Annotated in this window: 11 protein-coding genes; 7 read left to right on the top strand and 4 right to left on the bottom strand. The window is 55.8% G+C overall.

The features are described 5' to 3' along the window. Positions 1 to 177: 177 nt before the first annotated feature. Positions 178 to 1,845, bottom strand: a complete 1,668-nt coding sequence (gene ettA, locus HX778_RS12920) for an energy-dependent translational throttle protein EttA (protein WP_038475753.1) — start codon at positions 1,843 to 1,845, stop codon at positions 178 to 180. A 242-nt stretch (positions 1,846 to 2,087) separates the two neighbouring features. On the opposite strand from ettA, the gene sltY reads away from it, so the two are divergent. Both sltY and trpR read left to right on the top strand, forming a co-directional pair. Then, complete coding sequence (gene sltY, locus HX778_RS12915) at positions 2,088 to 4,022, top strand: murein transglycosylase (protein ID WP_176982209.1); 1,935 nt, start codon at positions 2,088 to 2,090, stop codon at positions 4,020 to 4,022. A 55-nt stretch (positions 4,023 to 4,077) separates the two neighbouring features. Then, a complete protein-coding gene (trpR, locus tag HX778_RS12910; protein ID WP_038475749.1) occupies positions 4,078 to 4,416 on the top strand; it encodes a trp operon repressor in 339 nt (112 codons plus the stop codon). Between the two features lie 5 nt (positions 4,417 to 4,421). Here trpR and yjjX read toward each other — a convergent pair whose 3' ends face one another. Next, entirely contained in the window at positions 4,422 to 4,940 is a 519-nt protein-coding gene (yjjX, locus tag HX778_RS12905) for an inosine/xanthosine triphosphatase (RefSeq protein ID WP_038475748.1), read from the bottom strand. A gap of 52 nt (positions 4,941 to 4,992) precedes the next feature. On the opposite strand from yjjX, the gene gpmB reads away from it, so the two are divergent. After that, positions 4,993 to 5,640, top strand: a complete 648-nt coding sequence (gene gpmB / locus HX778_RS12900; protein WP_176982208.1) for a 2,3-diphosphoglycerate-dependent phosphoglycerate mutase GpmB — start codon at positions 4,993 to 4,995, stop codon at positions 5,638 to 5,640. Here gpmB and robA read toward each other — a convergent pair. Next, positions 5,637 to 6,506 carry an MDR efflux pump AcrAB transcriptional activator RobA gene (gene robA / locus HX778_RS12895; RefSeq protein WP_176982207.1) on the bottom strand — a complete coding sequence of 290 codons (870 nt, stop codon included), beginning with the start codon at positions 6,504 to 6,506 and terminating at the stop codon, positions 5,637 to 5,639. The two genes, gpmB and robA, sit on opposite strands and share 4 nt — an antisense overlap. A gap of 211 nt (positions 6,507 to 6,717) precedes the next feature. On the opposite strand from robA, the gene creA reads away from it, so the two are divergent. Continuing rightward, a complete protein-coding gene (gene creA, locus HX778_RS12890; protein ID WP_038475740.1) occupies positions 6,718 to 7,191 on the top strand; it encodes a protein CreA in 474 nt (157 codons plus the stop codon). Between the two features lie 143 nt (positions 7,192 to 7,334). Continuing rightward, positions 7,335 to 8,237, top strand: coding sequence for a LysR substrate-binding domain-containing protein (locus tag HX778_RS12885; RefSeq protein WP_176982206.1), 903 nt, complete (start codon positions 7,335 to 7,337; stop codon positions 8,235 to 8,237). A 129-nt stretch (positions 8,238 to 8,366) separates the two neighbouring features. On the opposite strand, the gene HX778_RS12880 is transcribed toward HX778_RS12885, so the two are convergent. Beyond that, entirely contained in the window at positions 8,367 to 8,666 is a 300-nt protein-coding gene (locus tag HX778_RS12880; protein WP_038475734.1) for a hypothetical protein, read from the bottom strand. A 192-nt stretch (positions 8,667 to 8,858) separates the two neighbouring features. On the opposite strand from HX778_RS12880, the gene HX778_RS12875 reads away from it, so the two are divergent. Together HX778_RS12875 and HX778_RS12870 are read left to right on the top strand one after the other, a co-directional pair. Next, the gene (locus HX778_RS12875) at positions 8,859 to 10,448 is read left to right on the top strand and encodes an ABC transporter substrate-binding protein (protein WP_038475731.1); all 1,590 of its coding nucleotides are present in this window, start codon (positions 8,859 to 8,861) and stop codon (positions 10,446 to 10,448) included. Continuing rightward, positions 10,448 to 11,395 (top strand): ABC transporter permease, encoded by a 948-nt coding sequence (locus tag HX778_RS12870; RefSeq protein WP_038475728.1) that lies wholly within the window; start codon positions 10,448 to 10,450, stop codon positions 11,393 to 11,395. Before HX778_RS12875 ends, HX778_RS12870 begins: the two co-directional genes overlap by 1 nt. The last annotated feature ends 3 nt before the right edge of the window (positions 11,396 to 11,398 follow it).

The raw sequence follows: 11,398 nt of genomic DNA, 5'->3' as shown, positions 1-11,398 counted from the left end.
GTGGGTTTACCGCTTCACCGTGCGCTGAACTTGCGGGGAAAACAGATCTACGGGTGAACGGAAAAACTGCGGAGCGAAAGATATCTCACGGGGATTTGCAAGAAACGTGTAACTAAGAACTCCCCCATGGATCGGGGGCTAGCCATAAAAAAGGCACCGTGAAGGTGCCTTTTACATTTACTTGGTAACGCGCTTGTACTTGATGCGTTTTGGCTCCAGGGCATCGGAGCCGAGGGTACGCTTCTTGTACTCTTCGTATTCGGTGAAGTTACCTTCGAAGAACTCCACTTTACCTTCATCCTGGTAGTCCAGAATGTGGGTCGCGATACGGTCAAGGAACCAACGGTCGTGCGAGATAACCATCGCGCAGCCCGGGAACTCCAGCAGGGCGTTTTCCAGCGCGCGCAGGGTTTCGATATCCAGGTCGTTGGTTGGTTCATCGAGCAGCAGAACGTTGCCGCCAACCTGCAGCAGTTTCGCCAGGTGCAGACGACCGCGCTCACCGCCGGACAGCTCGCCTACGCGTTTGCCCTGGTCGACGCCTTTGAAGTTAAAGCGGCCGACGTAGGCACGGCTTGGCATCTCGGTGTTACCGATACGCATAATATCCTGGCCGCCGGAGACTTCTTCCCACACGGTTTTGCTGTTATCCATGGCGTCACGGAACTGGTCCACGGAGGCCAGCTTCACGGTATCACCCAGGGTAATAGAGCCGCTGTCAGGCTGTTCCTGACCGGACATCATGCGGAACAGGGTGGATTTACCCGCGCCGTTCGGGCCGATGATGCCGACGATAGCGCCTTTCGGTACGGAGAAGCTCAGGTCGTCAATCAGCAGGCGGTCGCCGTAGGATTTACGCAGGTTGCTAACTTCCACCACTTTATCCCCCAGGCGTGCGCCAGGTGGAATAAACAGTTCGTTGGTTTCGTTACGTTTCTGGTATTCGGTATTGTTCAGCTCTTCGAAGCGTGCCAGACGGGCCTTGCCCTTAGACTGACGGCCTTTAGCGCCCTGACGAACCCACTCCAGCTCTTTCTCAATAGATTTACGGCGAGCGGCTTCCGTTGAGGCTTCCTGCGCCAGACGTTGATCTTTCTGCTCCAGCCAGGAGGAGTAGTTACCTTCCCATGGAATACCTTCCCCACGGTCAAGCTCCAGGATCCAGCCGGCGACGTTGTCGAGGAAGTAACGGTCGTGGGTGATCGCCACAACGGTCCCTTCGAAGTCGTGCAGGAAGCGTTCCAGCCACGCCACGGATTCTGCATCCAGGTGGTTGGTTGGTTCGTCGAGCAGCAGCATGTCTGGTTTTTCGAGCAGCAGGCGGCACAGCGCAACGCGGCGGCGTTCACCCCCGGACAGCTTCTCAATTTTTGCATCCCAGTCTGGCAGGCGCAGGGCATCGGCGGCGCGCTCCAGCTGCACGTTCAGGTTATGACCGTCGTGCGCCTGGATAATTTCTTCATACTTGCCCTGCTGCGCGGCCAGCTTGTCGAAGTCCGCGTCCGGCTCGGCGTATTTGGCATAGACTTCGTCCAGGCCTTTCAGCGCGTTAACCACTTCGGAAACGGCTTCTTCTACGGACTCACGTACGGTGTGTTCCGGGTTCAGCTTAGGTTCCTGCGGCAGGTAGCCAATCTTGAGGCCAGGCTGAGGACGGGCTTCACCTTCGATATCGGTATCGATGCCGGCCATGATGCGCAGCAGGGTGGATTTACCGGCACCGTTCAGACCCAGCACGCCGATTTTGGCGCCAGGGAAGAAGCTGAGCGAAATATTTTTCAGAATATGTCGTTTCGGCGGGACAACTTTGCCGACACGATGCATGGTATAAACGAATTGAGCCACAGTGCGACTTTGCCTCTTTTATCGTGATGTAAGATGGTACATAACAAAGGCGAAGTGTAGCGGTTTTCCCGGTCTAATCCCAGCGGGGCATCGTGGTTCTGCCGCGCATGGCGTCTTTATACGTTTAATGACCAAAATATACCTTTCGGACATGGCGTATTGTGTCTCCCCTGGTTAGCATGAATTCATTCGCTTATTGCAGCGCAGGCATGATGCCGTCAGGAAAACAGTGAGGAGAAGGTGTGTTAAAAGCCAAACAAGTCGCATGGCAGTTGCTTGCCGCGGGCGTTAGCCTGGTGATGTTAAACGGCGCGGTACGTGCGGATTCTCTGGATGAGCAACGCAGCCGCTACGCGCAAATTAAACAGGCCTGGGATAACAAGCAAATGGACGTGGTGCAGCAGCTGATGCCCACTTTGCAAACCTATCCTCTTTATCCTTATCTCGAATACCGTCAGCTAACCGACGACCTGATGAACGAGCCGACCGTGGCGGTGACTCAGTTTATTCAGGCTAACCCAACGCTGCCTCCGGCGCGAAACTTAAGCTCCCGCTTTGTTAACGAGCTGGCAAGGCGCCAGGACTGGCGCGGTCTACTGGCCTTCAGCCCAGAGCCGCCTGCAACCAATGAAGCAAAATGTAATTACTATTTTGCCAGGTGGAACACCGGGCAGACAGACGCCGCCTGGGCCGGCGCGAAAGATCTCTGGCTAACGGGAAAAAGCCAGCCGTCGAGCTGTGACGCGCTGTTTTCCGCATGGCGTGCTTCCGGCACTCAGGATCCGCTGGCTTACCTTGAGCGCATCCGTCTGGCGATGAAAGAGGGCAACACCTCGCTGGTGAACGCGCTGGCGAACCAGATGCCCGCTGACTACCAGACTATCTCCAGCGCGTTGATAAGCCTGCAAAATAACCCGAGTACGGTGCTGACTTTCGCCAATACGGTGGGCGCGACGGACTTTACGCGGCAGGCTGCGGCTATCGCCTTCGCGAGCGTAGCCCGCCAGGACGTGGAAAATGCCCGGCTGATGATCCCGTCTTTAGTACAGGCGCAGAAGCTTACCGAGGAGCAGGCGCAGGAATTGCGTGACGTTGTTGCCTGGCGGTTGATGGGCAGCGACGTGACGGATGAGCAGGCCCGCTGGCGGGATGACGCGATTATGCGTTCCCAGTCTACATCGTTGATTGAGAGACGAGTGCGTATGGCTCTGGGCGCCGGTGACCGTTCAGGCCTGAATACCTGGCTTGCGCGTCTGCCGATGGAAGCCAAAGAGAAAGACGAATGGCGCTACTGGCAGGCCGATTTGCTGCTGGAACGCGGGCGTGATGATGAAGCCAAAGGGATCCTGCGATCTCTGATGCAGCAGCGCGGTTTCTACCCGATGGTGGCCGCACAGCGGCTGGGGGAAGAATATCCCCTGCGTGTGGATAAAGCCGAACCCGTTAACCCCGCTCTGGTGCAGGGGCCTGAAATGGCGCGAGTCCGTGAGCTGATGTACTGGAATATGGACAATACCGCACGCAGCGAATGGGCAAACCTGGTCACCAGCCGCAGCAAGCAGGAGCAGGGTGGGCTGGCGCGCTACGCCTTTGAGCAGGACTGGTGGGATCTTAGCGTGCAGGCAACCATTGCCGGCAAGCTGTGGGATAACCTGGAAGAGCGCTTCCCGCTGGCCTATAAAGGCACCTTTGCCCGCTACGTGAGCGGCAAAACCGTGCCACAAAGCTATGCGATGGCGATTGCCCGTCAGGAAAGCGCCTGGAACCCGAAGGTGCGTTCTCCGGTAGGCGCCAGCGGCCTGATGCAAATCATGCCGGGTACCGCCACCCATACCGTGAAGATGTTCAGCATCCCTGGCTACAGCAGCCCGGTGCAGCTTCTGGATCCTGACACCAACATCAATATCGGCACCAGCTACCTGCAGTACGTGTTCCAGCAGTTTGAGAACAACCGTATTTTCGCTTCCGCCGCCTACAACGCCGGGCCGGGACGAGTGCGGACGTGGCTCGGCAACAGCGCAGGGCGGATTGATGCCATCGCGTTTGTGGAAAGTATTCCGTTTTCCGAAACGCGTGGCTATGTGAAAAACGTGCTGGCTTATGACGCTTATTACCGCTACTTCATGGGGCAACCTGACAAAATTCTGTCCGACAGCGAGTGGCAGCGGCGTTATTGATTGGGCGGAGAGTATGTTATGCTGCCGTACTAGTTAAAGAGTATGGTGGCCTGACATGACTCAGCTCTCTCAATATTCGGCGGAACAGGCCGAGCAAAGTAATAAAGAGTGGCTCCGCTTTGTGGGGCTGTTGCAGCAAGCTTTTGGGCAGGACCTTCATATGCCGCTGCTGACGCTGCTGTTAACGCCGGACGAGCGTACAGCGTTAGGAACGCGAGTTCGGATAATCGAAGAGTTACTGCGCGGCGAGCTTAGCCAGCGTGAACTGAAGAACGAACTGGGCGCGGGTATTGCAACCATTACCCGCGGCTCCAACAGCCTGAAGGCCGCGCCGACCGAGCTGCGTGAATGGCTTGAAAAAGAGCTGCTGCAGGGCGGAAAGCCAACTCGCTAAATACGCTACCGGCGGTAAATCTCGTTATGAAACGGGCTTAACGCCAAAATCACCGCCTGATGATAAACGCTGCTACGCGTAAGCTTTCCGGCGGTGAACACTCCAATCGCTCCCTCTTTACGTCCAATCTTATCAATGCCCGTATAGTCAGACATCACCGGCCCCAGGGCGTTTCCGGCGCTGACTTTCTGCAGAATAATTTCCGGCAATGGCAGGGTAGCGGAACGGGCTTCACCGCGCTGCTGACGGTTCTCAATCACCACCCAACTGAAGGTGCTACCTTCGTCGATTCCGGCCTCAATGGCGACCCAAAAGTCGGCATCTGGTCTGATCTCCCGGGCATTTGCTACCCGGCACCGTGCGCCAGTTCGCGTTTCCTGACAGCCGTTGGGCTGCTCCGGCACGCCACTATCGACGACCACGGGCTCAATATGGCAGGATCCTTCACCATAAATCTCGCTAAACGCCTGCAGAATCGCCTGAATTTTGGCGGGATTGGTTGTTGCAGCAACGACATGGTTCATAATAAGTCAGAACTCTCGATATTTCGTGACCGGAGTATAACGGAAAAAACGCATGTTACAGGTATACCTTGTTCGTCATGGCGAAACGCAGTGGAATGCGGAGCGCCGCATTCAGGGGCAGTCAGACAGCGCGCTGACTGATAACGGAGAACGCCAGGCCTGGCAAGTGGCCGAGCGGGCCAGGGCCCTTGGCATCACCCACATCATCAGCAGCGATTTAGGTCGTACTCGCCGCACCGCAGAGATCATCGCCGAAGCCTGCGGCTGCGAGATTATCTTCGATGCCCGCCTGCGCGAGCTAAACATGGGCGTGCTTGAACGTCGTAAAATGGACTCGCTGACCGAAGAGGAAGAGAGCTGGCGCCGTCTCCTGGTGGACGGCACGCCGGACGGGCGTATCCCTGAAGGCGAAAGCATGCTGGAGCTGAGCAACCGTATGCACGAAGCGCTGAATGCCTGCCGGGAACTGCCGGCCGGAAGCCGCCCACTGCTGGTGAGTCACGGCATGGCGCTGGGTGGGCTGGTTAGCACGATTCTGGGGTTGCCTGCGTGGGCTGAACGTCGCCTGCGTCTGCGCAACTGCTCAATATCCCGCGTGGATTATCAGCACAGCCCGTGGCTGGCTTCTGGATGGGTCGTTGAGACAGCAGGAGACATCTCGCATCTTGATGCCCCTGCTCTGGATGAAATACAGCGTTAACGGCGTACCGGGATCAGGTATTCACAGCGGATATGCATCGGCACATCCTGATCCCGCGTTTCATCCTGAGGATAGAAACGTTCGATGTCCTGGCCCTTACGGCGAGTCAGGTTTAGCGACGGCATGCAGGTGCCGTACACCGTCAGGATAAAGTCCTGCAGTCCGGTGCCCAGCCCTTCGTAGTTGAACTGCACATAATCACCGCCTTCCAGCATTACCGGATGAGAATCCGGCAGGAAGCCATTGGCCAGCTCCGGGGTGAGCGCCGTGGTGTAGAAGACTTCCTGCTCGTCGTCTTTTTCCGAGCTTGGACGAGGTTCATGCAGGCCGTACAGCACTCGCGGAATCGTCGGTGAGTTGCCCAGGAACTGTGTCCAGAACTGGATGCGCATCTCATTACGGAAGTCGGAGATTTGTTCCAGCGTGCAGCTGTAGCTTTGCGTTACCCCAACCAGATGCGTTTCCGGCAGAGTAATGAAATGGGCTTGCGGCAGCGTAAATTCACCGAGACGCAGCGGCGGGCGCATACCAAAAGCGCTCCAGTCAGGAGAACGTCGATAAAGCGCGGGCGTTTGGGCGAACTGTTTTTTAAACGCGCGAGTAAATGTTTGCTGCGAGTCAAAGCGGTACTGAAGCGCAATGTCCAGAATAGGGCGCGCAGTCAGGCGCAGGGCAACGGCAGATTTGGAGAGTCGGCGGGCGCGAATATAGGCACCAATAGCGTGCCCGGTAACCTCTTTAAACATCCGTTGTAAATGCCACTTGGAATAACCTGCCTTTGCCGCCACATTATCAAGGGCGAGAGGCTGATCGAGGTGGCCCTCCAGCCAGCTAAGAAGATCGCGAATGATCCCAGCCTGATCCATAAAATATCCTCATCCATACAAGCGAATGCCTGTTTACTAAGGTAGCGGATGATAGCATTTTTGTACTTTATGCATTCACCGTTTTTTTTTAACAAGTTGTGCCAAATTTGCCGATTGTGGAGGCAGGTTTTGCTAATAATGTGATATTCAACGATTTTTCATCCAATTGTTGAATAGTCCCGCAGGGTGATCTTTGAAAAATGGTAACAATATGAAATATAAAGCTTTAGCACTTTGCAGTGCGATTCTGGCCGCCAGCTTTGGGGCGAGCGCAGAGCAGATTGGTTCGGTCGATACGGTGTTTAAGGTCTTTGGCCCCGATCACAAGATCGTTGTGGAAGCTTTTGACGATCCCGATGTGAAGAACGTGACCTGCTATATCAGCCGCGCTAAAACCGGCGGTATCAAAGGCGGCCTTGGCTTAGCCGAAGATACTTCTGATGCGGCAATCTCCTGCCAGCAGGTTGGGCCGGTTGAGCTGAGCGACAAAATTAAAGCCGGCAAAGCGGAGGGCGACGTGGTGTTCCAGAAACGGACCTCGTTGGTGTTTAAAAAGCTGCAGGTTGTTCGTTTCTATGACGCCAAACGTAACGCTCTGGCCTACCTTGCCTACTCTGACCGGGTGGTAGAAGGCTCGCCGAAGAACGCTATCAGCGCGGTGCCGATTATTCCGTGGGGTAAATAATCCGCTGCACCCACGCACAACCTATGTGCACCCGCGATACCTTCATGAGAAGCCTGATGTATTTCTGATGCATCAGGCTTGTCAGCCCCTGCCTTCCTTATTAGTGTGTTGAGACCGTTCCGTTGCCTTTTAAGGCTTCATTGATGCAGATTGAGCCGCTACCGCCCCTCAATACCCTTATCGCCTTCGAATGCGTTGCCCGCTACGGCAATATTTCTCGTGCTGCGGAAGAGTTAAACCTGACGCAAAGCGCGACCAGCCGCCAGATCCTGCAGCTGGAGGAAATGCTGGGCTGTAAGCTTTTTACCCGAACTCAGCGGCGCGTATTGCTCACGCCGAGGGGTGAAGCGTATGCCACTCACGTGCGGCAACAGCTGGCGGCATTGTCACATGCTACGGCGGAAGTGATGGGCTGGACGGGGTTGCCGCAGGTGACCATCGCCTGCACCAGCGCCATGAGTTCGCTTTGGCTGTCGTCGCGCCTTTCGGCGCTGCATCGTGAGCTGCCGGATTTGCAGGTTCGCATGAAAATCACCGACAACTTCTCCGAACTGCGTTCATCGGAATTTGATCTGGCTATTTTTTACCTTCGGGATGTTCCGGTGGGGTTTCATGCCACGCCGATTTTCGACGAGGTCTGCTACCCGATGTGCTCGCCGGCGTTTCTGTCACGCATCGGGACTGGCGCTCCCGCAGAAGCGCTGCTGCAGCACACGCTGCTGATTCAGGACGATCCGCAGCGAGAGTGGACCGGCTGGAGCGACTGGTTTGCTTCGCAGAGTGTCCTGAGCTTTGTCCCGCGTCAGACCTGGCGCGCCAATAACTATCCGTTTTTGGTTGAGACTGCGGTGCGAGGAGACGGGATATTACTCGGCTGGGAAGGGCTGGTGCAGGATTATCTTAATAGAGGCGAGCTTGTTGCGGCGCACCCTGGAAAGCTGGCGGCCGCCAGTAAATGTTTCCTGCTTATCCCTCAGGATCGCTATATGAAGCCGATTGTTCGCCATGTCATGAACTGGTTGCAGCGACAGCCTTCGGCGGAATAAGCAGAAAACAGACGTTAATCATATAAGATGATTATTTTATTATTGCCGCGATCAATAAATTATTTAACCTTTCTTTTAGCCATAACCTTTTCTTATATAAAGGCGAGAAAAAGAAACATTTAAAACATCTTAATCCTTTGGTTTATTTATGGTGTCCAGATCCAGAGGCGGTATTTTATTTTTTAACTCCCCCCGGCGGCGATAAGAAGTATGCATACCTACCAGCGTGAAGACCAACCACATCGACTGTGATATGACCGACGCCAAATTAAAGTCATGGCTCAGTGAATACAGCCCGCCCACGCACCCCGCGATGTTAAGACAAGCATAACCATTTGAATCTATTGATAGCCTTCGCATCTGAACCAGTGCGTAGGCCAGCAGGTAACAAAAGACGCCAATTAAGCCTACAAGGGTATGCAGTTCCACATTTTCTTTCCTGGTGTGACTCCGTGATCGGGAAATTATCTTTTTTGCTGCGGCTCTGCTGCGCGTTTTTTTCATAGTCTGATACGAAAAACTCATGCATCAGTGTTTAACGGTTTTGATATAAATCATAAATAGATGTGCTATGGCATCTGGCCGGTGGTCAGACAAACAAATAATAACGGAGAAAAATAAATGAAAGACGATCGTTCAGACGTGAAAAAATACCTGCAAGGCGTGAACATGAGCCGCCGTTCATTTATCAACACGGCGGCGCTGATTGGGATGGGCAGCGCGTTATCGCTTTCGCCGTTGGCGGGTTTTGCCGCCGAGGCCACGCCTAAAAAAGGCGGCGTGCTCAAGCTGGGAATGTCGGGAGGCAATACTAGCGATTCTCTGGATCCTACGCTCTTTAGCGACTGGGTGCCGCTCAATCAGGCCTACATGCTGATGAACGGTCTGGTAGAAATTGATGAAACTAACCAGGCCACGCCGGAGCTGCTGGAAAGCTGGGAGGCGAAGCCGGGCGCGCAGGAATGGACGTTTAAAGTGCGCCAGGGCGTGACCTTCCACAACGGTAAAACCCTCACCGTCGAAGATATTCTCTACTCGATCAACCTGCACCGTGGCGACCAGTCGCGTAGCGCGATCAAAACTCAGCTGGCGGCCATCAAAGAGCTGAAAAAGAGCGGCGAGAACGAAATTACCTTAACCCTGGACAGCGGCAACGCCGATTTACCGTTTCTGTTGGCGGACTACCATCTGGTCGTGGTCCCGGACGGATTTACCGACTGGAAGCACCCGATTGGCACCGGCGGCTTCGTCTTTGACCAGTATCAGCCGGGCGTGCGCTCCTACTTCAAGCGCAACCCTAATTACTGGAAGCCAAACCGCGCGTTTGTGGATGCCGTTGAAGTGTTGGTTATCAACGATGCGACCGCGCGCACCAATGCCCTTATCTCGGGCCAGGTACACGCCATCAACCGCGTTGATTTTAAAACCGTTGATTTCCTGAAGCGCAGTCCGGCGTTGAACATTGTGCGCGCGGCCGGGGGGCAGCATTTCACCTTCCTGATGGACTGCCGGGTAGCCCCGTTTAACAACAACGATGTGCGTACGGCGATTAAATACGGTATCGATCGTGAAAAATTACTGGCTACCGTCCTTCGGGGTTACGGCACGCTCGGCAACGATCATCCGATCCCGAAAACCGATCGCTTCTTCAACAAGAGCCTGGAGCAGCGTGCCTACGATCCTGATAAGGCGAAGTTCTTCCTGAAAAAAGCGGGGCTTAGCGCGCTGCCGCTCGAGCTGTCCTCATCGGATGCGGCTTTTGCCGGGGCGCTGGACGCCGCCGCGCTGTTCCAGGGCGAAGCCGCCGCGGCGGGGATCCAGGTCAGCATCAAACGTCAGCCGGCGGACAGCTACTGGGATGACGTCTGGATGAAAGCACCGTTTAGCATGGGCTACTGGGGCGGGCGCCCAACCGCGGATCAGATGTTTTCCACCGCCTGGCAGTCAACGGCGAAATGGAACGACACCCACTGGAAAAACGACAAGTTCGACAGCCTGCTCATTCAGGCACGTTCGCTGCTGGACGAGCAAAAACGTGCGGAAATTTATGGCGAGCTGCAAAGCATTGCCCGTGATGACGGTGGCGCAATGATCCCGCTGTTTGGTGACTACCTGGATGCCACCAGCAAGAAAGTCGGCGGCGTAAAACCTCACCCGCTGTTCAACTTCATGGGTGGCCGCCTGGCTGAACGCGTCTGGCTGGAGTCGTAATGAAAAAACAGATCCTTCATCGTTTATTGCTGGGCGTGCTGACGCTGTGGCTGGTTTCGGGGCTGATCTTCGTCGGTACCGAGTTACTGCCCGGCGACGTGGCGAGCGCCATCCTGGGCCAGAACGGCACGCCGGAAACCATCGCCGCGCTGCGCCTGCAGCTGGGCCTCGATCAGCCTGCGGTTTACCGCTACCTGCACTGGCTGTCCGGTGTGCTGCACGGTGACCTGGGCACTTCGCTTGCCAATAACCAGCCTATCGGTGCCGAGCTGCTGCCTCGCCTGGCGAACACGCTGTTCCTTGCTGTTTATGCCGCGCTGATTGCGATTCCGTTAGCGGTGGTGCTGGGCATTGCCTCGGCGGTATGGCGTGGCTCCTGGTTCGACCGCCTGGCGAATACGCTGACGCTGATGAGCATTTCGGTGCCGGAGTTTTTCGTGGGCTACCTGCTGGTAATCTTCTTTGCCATTCGTCTGGCCTGGTTCCCGAGCCTCGCGCTGGTCGACCCTGATGCCAGCCTCCTTGAGCGGCTCTATGCCTGCACGTTGCCTATGCTGACGCTAGTGCTGGTGGTCCTGGCGCATATGCTGCGCATGACGCGTGCCTCGGTTGGCGCGGTGATGTCCAGCAGCTATATCGAAACGGCGCTGCTAAAAGGGCTTTCCCGCTGGCGGATCGTGCTCAGCCACGCGCTGCCGAACGCGCTGGCGCCGATCATCAACGTCATTGCTTTTAACCTGGCGTACCTGGTGGTGGGCGTCATTCTGGTCGAGGTGGTCTTTGTCTACCCGGGCATTGGGCAACTGATGGTGGATGCGGTAACGAAGCGTGACCTGCCGGTAGTACAGGCCTGCGGGCTGCTGTTTGGCGGGACCTATATCCTGCTGAATACGGCGGCGGACCTGCTGGCTATCTGGTGCAACCCACGCCTGCGACATGCGAGGTAGTCT

The sequence above is a fragment of the Cedecea sp. P7760 genome, assembly GCF_013386425.1.
In the GTDB taxonomy this organism is placed as follows: Bacteria; Pseudomonadota; Gammaproteobacteria; order Enterobacterales; family Enterobacteriaceae; genus Cedecea; species Cedecea selenatireducens.
Note: the sequence above shows the minus strand (reverse complement) of the source record. Positions and strands in the feature narration are given on the sequence as shown.

Bases quoted from the DNA above. Each gene is read 5' to 3' on its own strand.
- trpR (WP_038475749.1), top strand. From the start codon at position 4,078: ATGACTCAGCTCTCTCAATATTCGGCGGAACAGGCCGAGCAAAGTAAT.
- yjjX (WP_038475748.1), bottom strand. From the start codon at position 4,940: ATGAACCATGTCGTTGCTGCAACAACCAATCCCGCCAAAATTCAGGCG.
- gpmB (WP_176982208.1), top strand. From the start codon at position 4,993: ATGTTACAGGTATACCTTGTTCGTCATGGCGAAACGCAGTGGAATGCG.
- robA (WP_176982207.1), bottom strand. From the start codon at position 6,506: ATGGATCAGGCTGGGATCATTCGCGATCTTCTTAGCTGGCTGGAGGGC.
- creA (WP_038475740.1), top strand. From the start codon at position 6,718: ATGAAATATAAAGCTTTAGCACTTTGCAGTGCGATTCTGGCCGCCAGC.
- HX778_RS12885 (WP_176982206.1), top strand. From the start codon at position 7,335: ATGCAGATTGAGCCGCTACCGCCCCTCAATACCCTTATCGCCTTCGAA.
- HX778_RS12875 (WP_038475731.1), top strand. From the start codon at position 8,859: ATGAAAGACGATCGTTCAGACGTGAAAAAATACCTGCAAGGCGTGAAC.
- HX778_RS12870 (WP_038475728.1), top strand. From the start codon at position 10,448: ATGAAAAAACAGATCCTTCATCGTTTATTGCTGGGCGTGCTGACGCTG.